This is a genomic window from Novosphingobium sp. 63-713 (assembly GCF_001898925.1).
Classification (GTDB): domain Bacteria; phylum Pseudomonadota; class Alphaproteobacteria; order Sphingomonadales; family Sphingomonadaceae; genus Novosphingobium.
Window position 1 is genome coordinate 49,297 of record NZ_MKVS01000026.1, and the last position, 18,121, is coordinate 67,417.

14 protein-coding genes are annotated in these 18,121 nt (G+C 66.0%); 8 read left to right on the top strand and 6 right to left on the bottom strand.

The window, feature by feature from the left end:
• Positions 1-47 precede the first annotated feature (47 nt).
• The gene (locus tag BGP00_RS10890; RefSeq protein ID WP_292689286.1) at positions 48-926 is read left to right on the top strand and encodes a LysR substrate-binding domain-containing protein; all 879 of its coding nucleotides are present in this window, start codon (positions 48-50) and stop codon (positions 924-926) included.
• Here the strand turns inward: BGP00_RS10890 and BGP00_RS10895 are convergent.
• From BGP00_RS10895 to BGP00_RS10905, 3 genes are read right to left on the bottom strand one after another with little or no spacing between them, the layout of a single operon-like run.
• Positions 909-4,100 (bottom strand): error-prone DNA polymerase, encoded by a 3,192-nt coding sequence (locus BGP00_RS10895; protein WP_292689287.1) that lies wholly within the window; start codon positions 4,098-4,100, stop codon positions 909-911. The two genes, BGP00_RS10890 and BGP00_RS10895, sit on opposite strands and share 18 nt — an antisense overlap.
• Positions 4,097-5,677 carry a DNA polymerase Y family protein gene (locus BGP00_RS10900; protein ID WP_310013187.1) on the bottom strand — a complete coding sequence of 527 codons (1,581 nt, stop codon included), beginning with the start codon at positions 5,675-5,677 and terminating at the stop codon, positions 4,097-4,099. Before BGP00_RS10900 ends, BGP00_RS10895 begins: the two co-directional genes overlap by 4 nt.
• Positions 5,562-6,353, bottom strand: a complete 792-nt coding sequence (locus BGP00_RS10905; RefSeq protein WP_292689288.1) for a hypothetical protein — start codon at positions 6,351-6,353, stop codon at positions 5,562-5,564. Before BGP00_RS10905 ends, BGP00_RS10900 begins: the two co-directional genes overlap by 116 nt.
• Positions 6,354-6,525: 172 nt before the next feature.
• On the opposite strand from BGP00_RS10905, the gene BGP00_RS10910 reads away from it, so the two are divergent.
• The 4 genes from BGP00_RS10910 to mdoH are packed head-to-tail and all read left to right on the top strand — an operon-like array spanning position 6,526 to position 11,819.
• Positions 6,526-7,371, top strand: a complete 846-nt coding sequence (locus BGP00_RS10910) for a hypothetical protein (protein WP_292689289.1) — start codon at positions 6,526-6,528, stop codon at positions 7,369-7,371.
• Positions 7,364-8,536 (top strand): efflux RND transporter periplasmic adaptor subunit, encoded by a 1,173-nt coding sequence (locus BGP00_RS10915; RefSeq protein ID WP_292689290.1) that lies wholly within the window; start codon positions 7,364-7,366, stop codon positions 8,534-8,536. The genes BGP00_RS10910 and BGP00_RS10915 overlap by 8 nt, the downstream gene beginning before the upstream one ends.
• Positions 8,537-8,562: 26 nt before the next feature.
• Positions 8,563-10,032, top strand: coding sequence for a glucan biosynthesis protein (locus BGP00_RS10920; RefSeq protein ID WP_292689291.1), 1,470 nt, complete (start codon positions 8,563-8,565; stop codon positions 10,030-10,032).
• Entirely contained in the window at positions 10,029-11,819 is a 1,791-nt protein-coding gene (mdoH, locus tag BGP00_RS10925) for a glucans biosynthesis glucosyltransferase MdoH (RefSeq protein WP_292689292.1), read from the top strand. Before BGP00_RS10920 ends, mdoH begins: the two co-directional genes overlap by 4 nt.
• A gap of 49 nt (positions 11,820-11,868) precedes the next feature.
• Here the strand turns inward: mdoH and BGP00_RS10930 are convergent, their stop codons facing one another.
• The 3 genes from BGP00_RS10930 to dacB all read right to left on the bottom strand — a co-directional run bounded on the left by BGP00_RS10930 (position 11,869) and on the right by dacB (position 15,232).
• Positions 11,869-12,375 carry a RidA family protein gene (locus BGP00_RS10930; RefSeq protein WP_292689293.1) on the bottom strand — a complete coding sequence of 169 codons (507 nt, stop codon included), beginning with the start codon at positions 12,373-12,375 and terminating at the stop codon, positions 11,869-11,871.
• Between the two features lie 73 nt (positions 12,376-12,448).
• The gene (locus BGP00_RS10935; RefSeq protein ID WP_292689294.1) at positions 12,449-13,768 is read right to left on the bottom strand and encodes an amino acid permease; all 1,320 of its coding nucleotides are present in this window, start codon (positions 13,766-13,768) and stop codon (positions 12,449-12,451) included.
• 9 nt (positions 13,769-13,777) lie between these two features.
• Complete coding sequence (gene dacB / locus BGP00_RS10940) at positions 13,778-15,232, bottom strand: D-alanyl-D-alanine carboxypeptidase/D-alanyl-D-alanine-endopeptidase (protein ID WP_292689295.1); 1,455 nt, start codon at positions 15,230-15,232, stop codon at positions 13,778-13,780.
• Between the two features lie 142 nt (positions 15,233-15,374).
• Between dacB and BGP00_RS10945 the strand changes: the two genes are divergently transcribed.
• From BGP00_RS10945 to BGP00_RS10955, 3 genes are all read left to right on the top strand, one after another.
• Positions 15,375-15,839, top strand: coding sequence for a (2Fe-2S)-binding protein (locus BGP00_RS10945; RefSeq protein WP_292689296.1), 465 nt, complete (start codon positions 15,375-15,377; stop codon positions 15,837-15,839).
• Positions 15,836-17,890 (top strand): molybdopterin cofactor-binding domain-containing protein, encoded by a 2,055-nt coding sequence (locus BGP00_RS10950; RefSeq protein ID WP_292689297.1) that lies wholly within the window; start codon positions 15,836-15,838, stop codon positions 17,888-17,890. Before BGP00_RS10945 ends, BGP00_RS10950 begins: the two co-directional genes overlap by 4 nt.
• Before the next feature lie 63 nt (positions 17,891-17,953).
• Entirely contained in the window at positions 17,954-18,118 is a 165-nt protein-coding gene (locus BGP00_RS10955) for a hypothetical protein (protein ID WP_292689298.1), read from the top strand.
• The last annotated feature ends 3 nt before the right edge of the window (positions 18,119-18,121 follow it).

Below are 18,121 nucleotides of genomic sequence, written 5' to 3' on the forward strand. Positions count from 1 at the left end.
TGATCCAATCAATTGAATCTGTATTTATGATAGAGTAAATCTATCAAATGACTCTCGAACAACTCCGCATCTTTGTCGCCGTCGCGCAAAGCCTGAACATGACGCGCGCGGCGCAGGAACTGAACCTGACCCAGCCCTCGGTCAGCGCGGCGATTGCTGCGCTGGAGGGGCGGCACGGGCTGCGGCTGTTCGACCGGGTGGGGCGCTCGATCGAATTGTCCGAGGCGGGGCGAGCCTTTCTGCCCGAGGCGCGCGGGGTGCTGGCGCGGGCGCGAGAGGCGGCGCAGGCGCTCGACGATCTGGCCGGATTGCGGCGGGGCACCCTGCGTATCGCGGCCAGCCAGACCGTAGCGACCTATTGGCTGCCCGCGCGCATGGCCCGGTTTGCCGCGCGCCATCCGGGCATCACGCTCGACCTTGCCCTTGGCAACACGCAGGAAAGCGCCGAGGCCGTGCTAGCGGGCGAGGCCGATCTGGCCTTTGTCGAGGGCGAGGCGGGTGCGGATCTGCTCCGGGTGCAGCCGGTGGGCGAGGACCGGCTGGGCCTCTATGCGCGGATTGATCATCCGCTGGCCGGGCGGGCGCTGGACCGCGATGCCCTGCGCGCGGCGGTCTGGGTGCTGCGCGAACAGGGGTCGGGCACGCGCGCGCATCTGGGGCTGGCCCTGGCGCAGGCGGGGCTGGATTGGGGCGATCTCGACATTCGGCTCGAACTGCCCGCCAATGGCGCGGTGCTCGAAGCCTTGGAGGCGGGCGATCTGATCACGGCGGTGTCGGAATATGCGGCGGCCTCGCGCGTGGCGGCGGGGCGCGTGGTGCGGCTCGACTGGCCCTTTGCCCCGCGCCGCTTTGCCATGCTGACCCATCGCGCGCGGCGTTTGAGCGCGGCCGGCGAGGCTTTTGTCGCCTCAATGAAAATCGCGTGATTTCGGCAGGATGCGGACATTGCGCGGATGGCGGTGCGCCGATGGCCGGTGCGTTTCACCCCCGGTCATTCCCGACAGCCCGGCCAGCATTGCGGTGCGGTCGATCACCCGGTCGATCATCACATGCACAACGCCCTCCTTGCTGCGCTGGATCACCCCCTCGATCAGCATCAGCCGCGCGGCCATCACCGCGCTGCGCTGTTTTTCCAGATCGCGCGCCCAGAGCAGCCCGTTGGCAATGCCGGTTTCATCCTCGATGGTGATGAAAACGGCATTGCCCTTGCCGGGCCGCTGGCGGGTCAGCACCACGCCCGCCACGCGGATCTTGCGCCCATCGGCCCGATCCAGCGTGTGCGAGCAAGGCGACACGCCCTCCTGTTTGAAAGCATCGCGCAGGAACTGCATCGGATGGCCTTTGAGCGAATAGCGCAAGGTCTGATAATCGGCCACGATCTCCTCTTGTTTGGGCATTTTGGGCAGGGGGGTATCGGTTTCCCGCCCCAGTTCGGGCGCCCCGGCATGGGCAAAAAGCGGCAATTGGGCGGGCGGCTTGCGGCGCACTTCCCACAAACCGCTGCGCCGCGAATGGCCAAGAGATTTCAGCGCATCGGCATCGGCCAGTTTGCGCAAGGCCGCAGGCGGCAGGGCGGCGCGCAGGGCCATATCCTCCACCGATTGATAAGGGCCATGATCGCGCCCATCGGCAATCGCATCGGCCCATTCGCGGCGAAACCCGTCCAGCCGCGAAAAACCCAGCCGCAGCACAAGCCCGCCTTCCTCCAGCGTGCAGTCCCATGCGCTGTGGCTCACATCAATGCGGCGCACCACCACGGCATGCTCCAGCGCATCGCGGATCAGTTGCGCGGGGGCGTAAAAGCCCATCGGCTGGCTGTTGAGCAGCGCGCAGGTGAAGGCCGCCGGATGCCAACATTTCAGCCATGAGGACACATAGGCCAGCCAGGCAAAAGCCTGCGCATGGCTTTCGGGAAAGCCATAGTCGCCGAAGCCTTCGATCTGTTTGAAGCATCTTTCGGCAAATTCAGGGTCATAACCGCGCGCCATCATGCCGCCCACCAGTCTTTCCTTATAACGGTCCACCGTGCCCTTGTGGCGAAAGGCGGCCATGGCGCGGCGCAATCCGTCGGCTTCGGCCGGGGTGAAGGCAGCCGCCACGATGGCCAGCTTCATGGCCTGTTCCTGAAACAGGGGGACCCCCTCTGTTTTGGCCAACACCTCCTCCAGTTCCTTTTGAGGATATCCCGGACCGGGGCTGGGCAGGGTCGCTTTTTCCTCCCCCGTGCGGCGGCGCAGATAGGGATGGACCATGCCCCCTTGGATGGGACCGGGCCGCACGATCGCCACCTGAATCACCAGATCGTAGAGTTTACGCGGCCTCATGCGCGGCAACATCGCGATCTGCGCCCGGCTTTCGACCTGAAACGTGCCGATACTGTCGCCTTTTGACAGCATTTGGTACACGCCTGGGTCTTCCAGCGGCACATTGCGCAAGCTGAAATCGCCCAGCCCATGCTGGCGCAGCAGGTCGAAGCTCTTGCGGATACAGGTCAGCATCCCCAGCGCCAGCACATCGACCTTCATCAGGCCCAGCTCTTCAATATCGTCCTTGTCCCATTCGATGAAGGTGCGGTCGGGCATCGCGGCATTGTGGATCGGCACCATCTCGTCCAGCCGCCCCTGCGACAGCACGAAGCCGCCGACATGCTGCGAAAGATGGCGCGGAAACTCCAGCAATTGATCGACCAGATTCTTCATTCGCGCGATCACTGGATTGGCCGGATCAAAGCCCGCTTGCTCGACGCGCGCCTGCGGCACATCGCCGCCCCAACTGCCCCAGATCGTCGAGGACAGGCGCGCGGTCACATCCTCGCTCATGCCCAGCGCCTTGCCCACCTCTCGGATCGTGCTGCGCGGGCGGTAATGGATGACGGTGGCGGCGATCCCGGCGCGATCCCGGCCATAGCGGGCATAGATATATTGCATGACCTCCTCGCGGCGCTCATGCTCGAAATCGACGTCAATATCGGGCGGTTCGTTGCGCGCTTCGGACAGAAAGCGCGAGAAAAGCAGTTTTTCGCGCACCGGATCAATCGGCGTGATGCCCAGAAAATAGCAGACCAGCGAATTGGCCGCGCTGCCGCGCCCCTGACACAGGATGGGGGGATCGAGGCTGCGCGCGTGATGCACGATATCATGCACGGTCAGGAAATAGGGCGCGTAGTTGCGTGATCGGATGAGGCTAAATTCCTCCTGTAATACAGTGAAATACTTCTTGGGCAGGCCATTGGCGAAGTGGTTTTTGATGCCCCGCATCACCAGATGTTCCAGCCAACCCTGCGGCTGCCACCCATCGGGCACCGGCTCATGCGGATATTCATAGTGCAGCTCATCCAGCCTGAACTGCACGCGTGAGAGCAGGTCCATGCTCGCCTCCACCGCCACCGGACAGGCGCGGAACAGACGCGCCATTTCGGCGGGGCTTTTCAGATGGCGCTCGGCATTGATGGCAAGGCGGCGGCCGGCGCTCTGGATCGTCACGCCCTCGCGGATACAGGTGAGGATATCGTGCAGAGGCCGCGCCTGCGGACTGTCGTAAAGCGCATCATTGCTGGCCAGCAGGGGCACGCCGGTGGCCGCCGACAAAGCCTGCGCCGCCGCCAGTCGCCGCGCATCGGCCCCGCCGCGCAGCATATGCGCGGCCAGCCAGACCGCGCCGGGCCGCGCCTCCTGCAAGCGTTCGAGCACGCCGCGATCCTGACCTGTCGCGATCAGCAGCAGGTCTTCGGCATGATCGAGCAGATCGGGCAGGCGCAGGATGCAATCGCCCTTTTCCGCCCGCCGATTGCCCAAAGTCAGCAGCCGCGTCAGCCGCCCCCAGCCATGGCGCGTGGCCGGATAGGCAATGATGTCGGGCGTTTCATCGGCAAAGACCAGCCGCGCGCCCACCACCAGTTTCAGCCCGCAACTCTCGCGCCCCAGATCCTTCCACGCCTTATGCGCGCGCACCACGCCCGCCACGCTGTTGCGGTCGGCGATGCCCAGTCCGGCCATCTCCAGTTTGACGGCCCGCGCCACCATTTCGGCCGGATGCGAGGCTCCGCGCAGAAAGCTGTAATTGCTGGCCGCGATCAACTCGGCAAAAGCAGGCGCGCTCATGCGAAAAGCCCATGCATATACCAATGCGGATCGGGCTTTTCCTCATACAAGCCATGGCGGAAAATCCAGTAGCGCCGCCCGTGCCGATCCTCGACCCGGTAATAGTCGCGGGTCAATCCGCCCATGCCGGGGATCTCGCCCTCTTTGCGCCGCCACCATTGCGCGGCGATGCGCTCGGGCCCTTCAAACCGGCTCACCTCATAAAGCGTACCCCGCCAGCGGAAACGATGGGGCGGGCCGTCGGGCACTTCGGCAATGACATCAACCTGTTGCGGCGGATCGAACAGGAACAGGGGGCGCAAGGGCGGCTCTCCCTGCGCGGGGGCGGGCCATGGGATCGGCGCGTGATGGATCGCGGCTACGGCATATTGCGCCTGTTCCGGCATATGGCTGTCCTGCGGCACAAGGCGGCGCAGCGCATCCGGCCCCAGCCTCGTGCTCAGCCGGTCGATCAATTCGGCCAGCGCGGCTTCCTGCTTCTCCTCGCCATCCAGCGCGCTCTGGCTGGCCAACAGCGGTTCGGCCAGCGGCACCAGCAGCGTGATCCGGTCATAGCCAAAGCCGGGGTCGAGCGGATCGGCCAGCGCCGCGATCCGTTCATCGAACAGGCGCAGTACCAGCGCCGGATCGCGCGTGGGCAGGCCGGTTTCGATCATCAGCCGATGCCGCGCCCCATCGCTGCGAAACAGGGTGAGGGCAAAGCGCCGTCCGCCCAGATCGCGCTGCGCCATCTCGCCCGCGGCCTGATGCATCAGGTCGAGGAAACAGGCCGCGATGGAGGATTGCAGGCCGATGGGCTCGGGAAAACGCCGCTCGAAACGCAGCGGGCGGGGGCGGATGATGGGCGCAATCGGCGCCTGTTCCTCGCCCAGCAGGCGGCGCAGGGCGGTTACGGCTTCGCCTCCGAAACGCGCGGCGATGGCGGCCATCGAGCGCCCCGCCACATCGCCTACCGTTTTCAGCCCCGCGCGCGACAGCGCCAGAGCCGCCTCATCCTCCAGCCCCAGCGCGGCAATCGGCAGGGCGCGGATGGCGCCGCCTTCATCATCCACCGGCCCCTGGCCATTATGCACCCCATAACGAACCAGAGCCTGCGCCGCCTCGGATGTGGCGGCCATGGCGACCCGCGTGGTCATGCCGATATCGGCCATCGCATCCTCGACCTGCGCGGCCAGACCGGCCTCGCCGCCGAACAGATGATCGACCCCGGTGCTTTCCATCACCAGCCCATCGGGCGGCGTGACCATCACATGGGGCGACCACGCGCCGCAGCGCCGCGCCAGACGCATCAGCCAATGCGCATCGGCCTGCTCATCCATTTCGGCCACGATCAGATCGGGCAAAACCGCCCGCGCATCGGCCAGCGCCATGCCCACCGCCATGCCCCGATCCCGCGCGGCGCCATTCACCGCGCCCAGCCGCAAGGCCCCGCGCACCTTGGCCACCATGGCCAAAGGCGCGTCATGCAGCGTGCCGTTTTCCTGCTCGATCACCAGCCGGTCTGTCGAGAGGAACGGGAACCACAGCGCCAGATAGCGCTTCACGGAATTGCCCGTCACGGAATTGGCATTTTTCACGGTCCCACTCCAGCCGCCAGCTCTGGCCCGAGGGGCCGGAACGCTGGCGCAACAAGGTCACATCGAAACAGGGCGCGCCCGGCGCATCGCCCGGCCCGGCCTGTGGCAGGGCGCAGGAGGGCGCGGCGCTTACCTGCCAGCGCGTACGCGCGGCGCTGGGCGATGGGGCGGCATCCACGCGCAGCAGCAGCAAGGGCACGCCCGACTGCTCCGCCGCCAGCGCGAACCGGCGGCTTGCCGTCAGATCCAGCTCGCGCATCGTCCCCCAGCTTTCCACCACCACCGCCCCCAGCGCTGCACAGCGCAAGCCATCGACCGCAGCGCGCAGCAGCCCCATCGTATCGCCCACCACGCCGACCAGCCCGCCATCGGGCGCGCCGCCCAGCTCGGCCCAGCCCGCACCCTGAAACACACCCAGCGCGCCCACCGCCCGGCGCGAACGCAGCCAGAGCAGGGGCCGCGCCCCGTCCATGCCGCCTCCGCACATCCCCATCGCGGCGGCCAGTGTGAAACCCGCCGCCGCCGCCCCATCGCCCACCTCGGCCGCATAGATTTCATGCAGGCAGCCATGGGCCAGCCCGCCGCCCAGCGCGGCGTCCATGGCCTCCATGCCGCTGCTCCACCGGCGGATGGGCGGCGCATCGGGCAAGGGAGAGGGGGCGTTTATGATTCTCATATGTTCTTATTATGTTCCAATCAGGATGAAGATCAAGCCCCCGCTTGCCCCATTGCAAACCAAGGATTTGCCACAGGTTGACCGCTAAAGCGTTGCCTACGCGCGATGGATGGAGCGGGCTTTCCCTACGGTCCATCCCCGCTTCTGCTAAGCAGCGAAGGTGCACAAGTTCATGTTTCTTCACGAACGGACCCGTTTCCAAGGGCTGGTTCCGGCGCTCCTCCTCGCCTGCGCGGCCTGTACGCCGCAGGCGGGGCTTCATACGCAGGCCCCGGCCCAGGCTGAGCCATCGGCGGCGGGGGATTGGTGGCATCAATCGGGCGATGCGCTGCTGGATGAAATGGTGGCCCAGGCGTTGAGCGCCCTGCCGCCGGTTTGTGACGCGCCGCAGCGGGGCATCGGCGGCGGCATCCGGGCCGTGCTGCATCACCAAAGCGCCGAAAAACGCCGCGCCCAGGAGCATGAGCGTATGGTGCAGCGCCTGCAAAAGGCCGAGGCGGTGGCCGGGGCCTATCTGCGGCTGCGTGCTTGGGCCGACCGTCTGGCCGCGCGCCATGCGATGCTGGCGCCATGGGCCGACAATGCCGAAATCGCTCGTTTCCGCCGCGAGGCCGGTCTGGTGCCCGCGCTGGACGAGGATATGGCAGGCGTGATGGTGGGCCTGAATGCCAGCGACGAGGAGGCCGCCCGCGCCGGGCTGGAGCGCGCGCTGGCTGATCTGGCGCGTCTGACCGGACAGGACGGCGCGGCTCTGCGCGCAAGGCTGGACAAGACCTCGGCCATGCCGATCGGCAATCCGGCACCTCCTAATCTTTTGCTGGCGCAGGCCGAGGCGGCCTTGACCAATGCCCGCATCGCCTATCGCGGCGGGGCGGCCAGTTTCGCCACGCTCTATGTGGCCGAGGCCAATGCCTTGGCCGCGCGTGAGGCGCAGATCATGGCCAATCACACCGCCGCCCTTGCCACCATCCGCCAATGGAGCGAAAAGGCCCTGGCCGAGGAGGCGCATTGTGGCTGAATTATCGCCGACCGACAGCCTGTTGGGCGCGCAGACGCCCCGGCGGCGGCGCGGGTTGACCGTGCTGCTGCTGGTGGTGTTGGCCGGGTTTGCGGCGCTCTGGTTGTTCACGCGCTTTCTTGTGGGGACGGATTCGCCCTATTTCTCGGCCCCCGTTGAGCGCGGCGATCTGACGCCCACACTCTCGCTGCGCGGCACATTGCATGGCGAGGGCGAAGTGACGATTGCCGCCGCGCAGGATGGTGTGGTGGTCAGCCTTGCCTCGCCGGGCGGAATGCGCGTGGCGGCGGGGCAGGAACTGGTGGTGCTCGACACGCAGGCGCTGGCGCGCAGTCTGGAGAGCAATCAGGCCGCGCTGGAGAGCGCCAAGGAGGCCGCACAGCGCGCCCAGATCACCCTGCGCGAGCATCAGACGTGGCTGGATCGCTATGAGGGCGTGTGGCGCAAATCGGGCGGGCGGGTGCCTTCGCTCAACGAGATGGAGGGTGCGCGCGCCGACGTTTCACGCGCGCAGATCGACCTGTCCCGCGCGCAGGACGCCATTGCGCAGGGCGAGCGGCAGATCGAGATGGATCAGGCATCCATGGCCAATGCGATCGCGCGGGCGCCTTTCGCGGGCTATCTGGTGAGCTGTTCGGTGGGGCCGGGGCAATGGGTCCATGCCGGGCAACCGCTTTGCACCATCGCGGCCAATCCCGAAAAGCTGAGCATATCCGTGCCGATCACCGAAAGCGATGCCGGGCGCATGGCGGCCAAGGCCGGGGCGCGGGTGCTGGTCGATGGCAAAAGCGACGTTGAGCGCAAGGCCACATTGGTCCGCATTGACCGTCTGCCCCATGGCGGGCGCGAGGCGGTATTCGCGTTGCCGCCGCCGGAAAAAGCGGGCGAGGGGTTGCTGCCCGGCCTTGAGGCGCTGGCGCAAATCGATCTGGCCGAGCGCGAGAATGTCCTGCTGGTTCCCAATGCCGCGTTGACTTTCAGCCTGCATGGCGAGGAACGCAGCCGCCAGAGCGGCGTTTATGTGGCAGACAGCGATGGCGCCCCGCGTTTCGTCGCCGTTGCGCTGGGGGCCAATGATGGTCACCGCAGCGAAGTCTTGTCGAGCGCGTTGCAGCCGGGCGATCAGGTGATCATCGGTTGGCGGCGCGACCACAAAGGACCATGATGATTTCCCGATTGACCCGAAGGAATGTGACGAAAAGCGGATTGGGCGCCTTGCTGATGGCTTTTGCCGGGCGCGCTCTGGGCGAGGCGGCCATACCGGGGCGTTTCGGCCCCGCCCGGCGCTTTTCGTGGGATGATCTGGTGGCGCAGGCGCAGATGCGCGCCCGCCGCCCCTATGCCCGCCAGATCGCCGCCCATGCCGTGCCCGATTTCGACACCCATGTGCGGCTGAGCTATGATCCCGCCGAGATGGTGGCGGGCCGGTTGCGCCTGTTTCCGGCCAAGGTGGATACGGCGCCCGATGCGGTGAACATCCATGTCGTGGAAAATGGCATGGCGCGCGCGATCTTGGACACCCATGGCCTGTTCGGCGGCGGACAATCGGCCGATGTTGCCGGTTTCCGCGTGATGGAAGCCCATGGCGGGGGCGACTGGCTGGCCAGCCTTGGCGCGTCCTATTTCCGCGCGGTGGGGCCGACCGGGCAATATGGCCTGTCGGCCCGCGCGATTGCGGTGAACACCGCCATGCCGGGGCCTGAGGAATTTCCCGCCTTCACCGATTTCTGGATCGAACAGAAGGGGGCGGATCATCTGTTGATCCATGCGCTGGTCGACGGACCTTCGCTGTGCGGCGCCTATGCGTTTGACATCACGCGCACGGCTGCGGGGGTGGAGCATGGGGTGCGTACGGCGCTGTTTGTCCGGCGCGACATTGCGCGGCTGGGCGTGGCGCCCATCACCAGCATGTTCGATTTCGACCAGTCCGCCCGCCCCGCCCATGGCGACTGGCGGCCTGAGGTGCATGACAGCGACGGCCTTGCCATCCACACCGGCACGGGCGAGCGGATCTGGCGCCCGCTGGACAATCCGCCGGGGCCGCGCGTCCATATGCTGCGCGCCGATGGGGTGAAGGGCTTTGGCATGATCCAGCGTGACACCACCTTTGACCATTATCAGGATGACCTCAATTTCTACAACCGCCGCCCCTCGCTCTGGGTATCGCCGGAAGGCGATTGGGGGCCGGGCGCGGTGATGCTGTACGAGATGAACACGATCTCGGAAAATGTTGATAATATGGCGGCAATGTGGGTGTCCGACCGGCCCGTGCGCGCCGGGGACCGCCGCGATTTCGCCTATCGGCTGCGTTGGGGACAGGGCGATCTGGCGGGCGATGCCAATGCGGTCTGCGTCAATCACTTCATTGGCCCGGGCGGGGTGCCGGGCGCCGATCCGATTGCCGGGGCCACGCGCTATGTCTTCGACTTTTCCGGCCCGGCGCTGCGCGGCCTGACGCGGGACAGCAAGGTTGAGGCGGTGACCGATCTGGGCGCGGCGATGATCATGGCCAATGTCTTTCCGGTGGAGGGGCAAAGCGGCCTGTGGCGCGTGGTGATGGATGTCCGGGTCGAAGGGCTGAAACAGAATGAGTTCCGCCTGTTCCTGCGCCGGGCGGGCGGGGCTTTGAGCGAGACAGTCATCAAGACGGTGCGGCCATGACACCCCCTAAGGGCGCCGCGCATCTGCCCCAACTGCCGCCCGAGGCCCCGTTGGCCATGCCGGTGCAGGATCTGTTCGGCAATCCGCCCGCGCGGATCGAGGTGCTGACCCGTCCGCATGGCATGGGGATGAAGCGGTTGTTGCTGGTGCTGCTGACGGCGGTGCTCAGTCTGGCGGCGTCGAGCGAACTGCGGGTGCAATTCTCGCTCGACGGGCTGGACTGGTTCGAGGTGGCGCTGCTGATCTGCTTTATGCCCTTGTTCAGCTGGGTGGCCTTCGGCTTTGTCACCTCGACGATCGGTTTTGTACAGCTGATCAGCGGCGAACATCCCGGCTTCACCGAAATTCCCAGCCCTGCCAAGGCGCTGCGCCATCGCACAGCGGTGCTGATGCCGGTCTATAATGAAAGCGTCGAGGAAGTCTTTGCCCGTGTCGAGGCGATGGGTCATTCGATTGCCGCATCGGGAGGCGGTCCGTGGATCGACTTCTTCGTATTGAGCGATTCGCGCCCTGATCATGGCGCGCTGGAGGAGGAGGCATGGGCCAGACTGGCGCCCCGCCTGCCGATCCGCCTGTTCTATCGCCGCCGTGCCGAAAATACCGAGCGCAAGCCGGGCAATATTGCCGAATGGGTCCGCCGCTTTGGGGGGGCTTATGAGAATATGCTGGTGCTGGACGCCGACAGTCTGATGAGCGGCCATGCGATTGTCGGCATGGCGGCGATCATGGAGGAGCGCCCCTCGGTCGGCCTGTTGCAGACCGTGCCGATGATCACCAATGCGCGCACCCTGTTTCAGCGCTGGATGCAGTTTGCCAGCGAGGCCTATGGCCCGATTGCCTCGGCGGGGCTGCTGTGGTGGTCGGGGTCGGAGGCCAATTTCTGGGGCCATAATGCGATCGTGCGCACCCGTGCCTTTGCTGAGGCCTGCGGATTGCCGCAATTGCCCGGCAATCCGCCCTTTGGCGGGCCGATCCAGAGCCATGACATGTTTGAATCGGCCCTGCTGCGCCGTCGCGGCTGGGCGGTCCACATGATCATGATCGGCGGCAGTTATGAGGAATTCCCGCCCAGCATCGTCGATTTCGCTATCCGCGACCGGCGCTGGATGCAGGGCAATCTGCAGCATCTGCAATTGCTGGGCGCTTCGGGGCTGAGCCTGACGCATCGGCTGCATCTGCTGTTGGGGGCTTCGGCCTATCTCACCTCGCCGGGCTGGCTGCTGCTGGTCATCACCTCGATCCTGCGCATGGGCGCTGCGGGGCAATGGCAGGCGGCGGGGGGGATGCCGCTCAATGTGCTGTGGCTGACGCTGGTGCTGCTGTTCGGGCCTAAAGTGATGGGTATGCTCTGGCTGTTGGCGGATCCGGCGCGGGCGCGGACTTTTGGCGGAGGCGGCAGCATTGTGCGCTCGGTGGCGCTGGAGACGGTGCTTTCGATCCTGCTGGCGCCGGTGACGATGGTGACCCAGACCAAGGCGCTGGGGGCGTTGCTGATGGGTGTGCCCTCGGGCTGGAACACGCAGGCGCGCGAGGCGCGGCGGCTGCCGGTGCGGGGGCTGCTGGGGTCTTTGCGCGAACATCTGTTGCTGGGCGCGCTGTTTGCCGCGACCTTTTTCTACAGCACCAGCCTTGGGCTGTGGCTTTCGCCTTTGGCGCTGGGCCTGCTGCTTTCGCCATGGCTGATCAGCCTGACGTCCAGCGAGGATCTGGGATCAAGGGCGGGCCATGCGGGCATCTTTGCCGTGCCAAGGCCCGAGATTGCCGACCCGACGGCTCCCAAAGAATAGGGGGCCAAGGAATAAGGGCGGCAGGTATCCCCGCCGCCCTTGGACATGCTTACTTCTTGGGCGTCTTGGCGGCGGTCGCCTCGATTTCCACCAGGAAGGCCGGGCCGGCCAGCGCGGCCACCTGAACCACCGAACGGGCCGACTTGTTGGGCTGGGTCGCGGTGCCGAAGAACTGGCTGTAGGCCTCGTTGAAGCCCTTGAAGTCCAGCTTGCCGCCATTGGCCGGATCGCCCACGAGGAAGACCGTCAGTTTGATGACGTCGGACATTTCATAACCCTGCGATTTCAGCAGGGCCTCGATCTTCTTGAACGTGCTGATCGCCTGGGTTTTGGTGTCGCCATAGGTGGCGATGGCGTCGGGCGCGCCGCCCTGAACGGCAGGCGCGGGAACCTGACCCGACAGGATCAGCATATCCGCCTTGGCCGGCACGAACACGCCCGCCAGAATGGGCGAGGTGGCACCGCCCGGAATGCGGGTGACGTCCTGCGCCTGCGCCGCAGCAGGCAGGGCGGCCAGCGAGGAGACGAGGGCGGCGGCGGTCAAAAGGCGTTTCATTGGTTCAACTCCTGATGGAAAGACATGCCTTTGTGGCACGGGGGGATGACGCCGCCAAGACCGCCGTAAAGCGCTATTTTGCGTATGCTTGCGCGCGGCGGCGCAAAAGAAAATCCAGCCCCACGCCCAGCGCCAGCACCCCTGCGCCAAACACCGCGCCCAGCCCGAGCTGAACAAAGGAGGCATAGAGCATATAGGCCGCCAGAGCGATAAAAACGGCGGGAAACAGCGGAAAGAGCGGCGTTCTGACCGGGCGGGGCAGGGCGGGATGTATGATCCGCAGCCGGATCGCGGCGGCCATACCCATGCCGATGAACAGCCAATAGACCGGCGTCATATAATCCACCATCGCGTTAAACCCGCTGCCCGTCAGCGCGGAAAGCAAGGTCAGCACCAGCGACACGCCGCCCACCGCCAGCGCCGCGCGGGTGGGCGCGCCGCGCGTGGGATGCCAATGGGCCAGAGCGCCAAGGCCGGGGTGATCGCGCGCGGCGGCATAGGTGGTGCGCGCGCAGACGATGATGGTCGAATTGATGCTGGCCACCGCGGATATGCCCACCACCGTTACCACCAGCGCCTGTCCCGGCCAGCCGAAGGCGATGCGCGCCAGATCGGCGGCAGGCGCGACCGAATGGGCCAGCGCGCCCTCGCCAAGGCCCCGCATCAGCGCCCAGTTGAGCGCGACATAGATCAGCCCCAGCAGGCCGATGGAGCCGATCACCGCGATGAACATGCCGCGCCTGCCGGACCGGACCTCGGCCGAGAGGGTGGCCGCATCGCTCCACCCGCCATAGGCAAGGAAGATGTAGATGAGCGCCACCGCGATCCCGCCCATAGGCGGACGCGGCGCATCGGGCATGACGGGGGCGGCGGGCACCACCATCCCGGCCAGAATGACGCTGATGAAACCCAGCGCCACGGCCAGCACCAGCAAAGCCTGCGTCAGAAAACCCAGCCGCACATGGGCCAGATTGAGCCCCGTCATCGCCGCCACCAGCCCCACCGAGAGCACCAGCCGCCCGCCCGCGCCCAGACCCAGCGGCGCGCCGATATAGTCGGCGGCCAGATGCGCCATCAGCGCCACCCATCCGGTATGCATAATGGCAAAGCGCGACCATGCGTAAAGCGTGCCCACCCTTTCGCCCCATGCGCGGCGGATGAAGCTGTATTCGCCCCCGGCATCGGGAAAGGCGGCGGCCATTTCGACATAGGACAAGCCGCCAACAATCGAAATCGCCGCCCCCGCGATCCACAGGCCCAGAAAATGCCAATGCCCAATCGAGGCGACAATCGTGGGCGCGGTTTTCAGCGCGTCGGTGGACATGATCATGCCCAGCGCCAGCAGCATCGCATGCAGGCTGTGAAGGTGCCGTTGCGGCTGATGACTGCTCATGGTGGTGCTTTAGTTGGCCGCCGCGATCAGCGCCAGCGCCTCGTCCATCGTGGGCAGAACCGAGGGCGCTCCCGAGGGCCGGTCATTGGCATAAATGGCAAAGGTCAGCTCGCGCCCGCTGGCCGCCACCAGATAACCCGCCAGCGCATTGGCCGCCAGCAAGGTGCCGGTCTTGGCAAAGACCTTGCCTTGCAGCACGGGATTTTTCATCCGGCGGCCCAGCGTGCCGTCCACCCCGCCGATGGGCAGGGTCTTGCGCCAGTCCGCCGCCCAAGGCTGGGTTTCGACCCAATGGAGATATTGCACCATCGCGCGCGGGGTGATGCGATTGTCGGGCGAGAGGCCCGAACCATCGTAGAAATCATGAGCAGAGGCGGGCAGACCGGCCCGCGCAATCGTCTGGTTCAGCACGATCCGCCCGGCGGGCGTGGTGGGTGAAAAGCCCTGCGTCAACGCCAGTTTCTTCAGAAACAGATGGGCGTGCAGGTTCTGGCTGACCTTCGAGGTAATAGTCAGATCCTCGATCAGATCGGGCGGGGTGAGGGTGGAGAGATCCTTGGCCTGAATGGCGGGCGCGACCGGCGCGGGGATCATGTCCACCGGCCCCATCGGCGCATGGCGCGCACGAGGATGGCCGGTCACTTTCACGCCACGCTCGCGCAGCAATTGGGTCAGACGGATCGCGGCATAATCCGCCGGATCGTCAATGTCGAAATCCAGCCTTTGTTCTTTGCCGCCAAGGGGCAGCGAGCCGAACAGGCGGATCTGGCGTGTGCCGGGGATCATTTCGACCATGACTTCGGCGCGGGAATCGGGCGCGCCGGTCGTGATCTGGTTGACGATCTCCATCTCGGGCGCGGCGATTTCCAGCGCGGCGCGGCCCGGCGCGCCCACCGCATCGCCCGGATTGGCCAGCACGGTCAGCTCATTGTCATTGATCGTCAGCGCGGAAATCTGGGTGCGCGTGCCGGGGCGGATGCGGTCGGAGATGATCCAGCGTTCAAAGGGCATGAAGCTGTCATCGCCGATCACATCGCCCACGCGTTTCACCCCGCTCGCTGCCACCGCATCGGCCAGAGCGGCAAGGCAGTCCTTTTCGCAATCGGGCGTGTCCTTCATCATCGCATCGCCGCGTCCGATCAGCGCGATGTTCTGGCGGCCATGATCGCTTTCGATCCGCACGCCATTGCCCATATTGGGAAAAGGCGCGCGCGCCATCGCGTCAAACACGGCGGTGGTGACAAAGACCTTGGTGTTGGACGCAGGCTGAAACCTCTCATCGGGCGCGATGGAGGCGATGACATGGCCTTCCTTGTCCTCCACCCGCAGGCCCCAGCGGGTGCCCTCAATGGCCGGTTTGTTCAGAACGGCGCGGATCTGGGTTTCAAGATCGGCGGCAAAAGCAGGAACGGAAAAGGCCCAAAGCGCCGCCATCGTGGCAAGCCCGGTCTTGGTCAGGCGCATGGTCGCGAATGTCTCCTGTCATGGTCCATCGTTCGATCATTGCAGAATGCCGCGCCGCCGCAAAGGGCCAAACCCGCGCCAGCTTTGCGTATTTTCGCGTCTATGCGCCATGGGTTAGCTTGCGCGCCAAGGGGGACTTATCATGCCGATCATCCTGAGCGTGAATGGGCAAAAGCACAGTATCGACAATGCCGCCGCCGATGTGCCCTTGCTGTGGGTGCTGCGCGATATGGTGGGCATGACGGGCACGAAATTCGGCTGCGGCGTGGGGCTTTGCGGAGCCTGCGGCGTGCTGATCGGGGGGCAGCGGTTCTTCAGCTGTCAGACGCCTTTGCGCGCGGTGATCGGGCGCGATGTGACCACGATCGAGGGGCTGGGCGAGGACCCCCATGGCGCGGCGCTGCAACAGGCGTGGGAGGAGGTCGATGTCGTGCAATGCGGCTATTGCCAGCCCGGCCAATTGATCGTGGCCTGCGCCTTGCTGAAGGCCAATCCGCGCCCCGACGATGCGGCGATTGACGAAGGGATGAGCGGCAATCTGTGCCGCTGCGGCACCTATCCGCGCATCCGCAAGGCGGTGAAACTGGCGGCAGGAGGCATGAAATGAGCGAGGGCGGATTTTCGCGCCGGGGCGTTTTGCAGGGCGCGGCGGCGGTTGGCGCGGCGCTGGTGGTGCCGGTGGCGCGCGGGTCGGTCGGCGGGGCCTTGGCGGCCAATGCCTATATTTCCATAACCGCGATGGGCGTCGAACTGGCCTTGCCCAAGACCGAGATGGGGCAGGGGGTGATCACCTCGCTCTCCATGCTGGTGGCCGAGGAATTGGGCGTGGCCCTGAACAAGGTGCGGGTGAGCATTCCCGATGGCGACGCGCCCCGCTTTGCCCCCATCACGCAGGAGACGGGCGGCTCGACCTCGATCCGCGAGGTTTACAAGCCGATGCGCCAGGCTGCGGCGCGGGCGCGTGTGGGTTTGATCGAGGCGGCGGCGCGGCAATGGGGCGTTCCGCCGGGGCAATGCGATCTGGTCGATGGCATGGTGGTTGCGGGCAAGCGGCGGCTGGCCATGGGCGATCTGATCGCATCGGCGGTCCTGCCCCGCGAAGCGCCCATGCGGCAGAACCTGCGCCTGATCGGGCGACCCACCCCCCGCATCGACGCGCGGCCCAAGATCACCGGGGCGATGCAGTTCGGGATCGACTTCCGCCTGCCCGGCATGAAGGTGGCCACGCTGGCGCAATGCCCGATCTATGGCGGGATGCTGGCCGGGCTGGATGAAAAGGCGGCGCTGGCGACCCCCGGCGTGGTCAAACTGGTCAAGGGCCGCGATGTGGTCTTTGTCGTGGCCGATCATTACTGGGCCGCGCTGCAGGGCTATGTGGCGGCCAATGTGCAATGGGCGCCGGGGCCGAAAACGGCCGATCAGGGCGCGATTGTCGCCGATCTGGACGCGGCGCTGGCCCAGCCCGGCCATTCGGCCAAGGCGCAGGGCGACCTGAACGCCGCACGGGGCCGCGAATTTTCCGCCACCTATCATCAGCCCTTCCTTGCCCATGCGGCGATGGAGCCTTTGGCCTGCACCATTCATGTCACGGATGGCGCCTGCGAAATCTGGTCGGGTTCGCAGGTTCCCGCGCAGGCCCGCGCCGATGCGGCCAAGGCGTTGGGGCTGGGCGAGGATAAGGTGACCTTTCACAACTTCCAGATGGGCGGCGGTTTCGGGCGGCGGCTGGAAACCGACATGGTGCTGCGCGCGGTCGAGCTGGGGCGGGCGGTGCCCTATCCGGTCAAGCTGGTCTGGAGCCGCGAGGAGGATGTCCAGCACGACATGTTCCGCCCCGCCTATGCCGACCGGATCAGCGCGGTGATCGACGACAAGGGCAGGCCCATCGCGTGGGAGCACCGCATCGCCGGTTCCTCGATCATGGCGCGGTTGATGGGCGATGGGTTCAAGGGCGTGGACGGTGATGCCATCGAGGGCGCAGTGGAGATGCCCTATGCCGTGGCGGCCCATCATGTGACGTTTCAGCAGGTGGAAAGCGCGGTGCCGACCAGTTGGTGGCGCGGGGTGGGGGGCTTGCGCTCCTGTTTCGTGGTGGAAAGTTTCATTGACGAACTGGCTCATGGCGCGGGGGCTGATCCGCTGGCCTATCGGCTGGCGCTGATGGAGGATGCGCGCAGCCGGGCGGTTCTGTCCCGCGCGGCGAAGGAAGCGGGATGGGGCCGCGCCTTGCCGTCGGGGCAGGGCATGGGGATGGCCGTGCTAAAACTATGGGGCACGCATATTGCCGCCGTGGTCGAGGCCAAGGTGGCGGAGGGCCAGATCAGCGCGGTGCGCGTGACGATTGCGGTCGATTGCGGGCTGGCGATCAACCCTCTGGGCATCGAGGCGCAGGTGGAAAGCGGGGTGATCTTTGGCCTCTCCGCCGCGCTCTATGGCGAGATCACCATGAAGGACGGGGCGGCGCAGCAGTCGAATTATCACGATTTCCGCATCCTGCGCATGAATGAGGCGCCCCGCATCGCCACCCATATCATCGCCAGTCAGGCCGATCCGGGTGGTATGGGCGAGCCGCCCTGCGCGGTGGTGGCACCCGCGCTGGCCAATGCGGTTTTTGCCGCCAGCGGACAGAGGATGCGCAAATTGCCGCTGGTCGTTTAGCGCCGCGTGGACAAATTTGGCGTTCTGAATTAGCCTTTGCATTCTGCAGTCGGAGAGAGGCCTATGTTTCCGTTATCGGTCTATGTGGCGGTTGCCTTTGCCATCGCGCTGGTCGCATTCGGGATTGCGCAGATTGTGCCGGGGCTTGGCGTGGCGTTTGTTGCGTTGGCATCCACGGGATGGGCCGCTTACTCTGCCCGGCGCCGTCGGTGGATGACGCCGGAATAGGGG

Coding starts and splice junctions, on each gene's coding strand:
- BGP00_RS10905 (WP_292689288.1), bottom strand. CDS start 6,353: ATGAGAATCATAAACGCCCCCTCTCCCTTGCCCGATGCGCCGCCCATC.
- BGP00_RS10935 (WP_292689294.1), bottom strand. CDS start 13,768: ATGAGCAGTCATCAGCCGCAACGGCACCTTCACAGCCTGCATGCGATG.
- BGP00_RS10910 (WP_292689289.1), top strand. CDS start 6,526: ATGTTTCTTCACGAACGGACCCGTTTCCAAGGGCTGGTTCCGGCGCTC.
- mdoH (WP_292689292.1), top strand. CDS start 10,029: ATGACACCCCCTAAGGGCGCCGCGCATCTGCCCCAACTGCCGCCCGAG.
- BGP00_RS10895 (WP_292689287.1), bottom strand. CDS start 4,100: ATGAGCGCGCCTGCTTTTGCCGAGTTGATCGCGGCCAGCAATTACAGC.
- dacB (WP_292689295.1), bottom strand. CDS start 15,232: ATGCGCCTGACCAAGACCGGGCTTGCCACGATGGCGGCGCTTTGGGCC.
- BGP00_RS10890 (WP_292689286.1), top strand. CDS start 48: ATGACTCTCGAACAACTCCGCATCTTTGTCGCCGTCGCGCAAAGCCTG.
- BGP00_RS10945 (WP_292689296.1), top strand. CDS start 15,375: ATGCCGATCATCCTGAGCGTGAATGGGCAAAAGCACAGTATCGACAAT.
- BGP00_RS10950 (WP_292689297.1), top strand. CDS start 15,836: ATGAGCGAGGGCGGATTTTCGCGCCGGGGCGTTTTGCAGGGCGCGGCG.
- BGP00_RS10955 (WP_292689298.1), top strand. CDS start 17,954: ATGTTTCCGTTATCGGTCTATGTGGCGGTTGCCTTTGCCATCGCGCTG.
- BGP00_RS10930 (WP_292689293.1), bottom strand. CDS start 12,375: ATGAAACGCCTTTTGACCGCCGCCGCCCTCGTCTCCTCGCTGGCCGCC.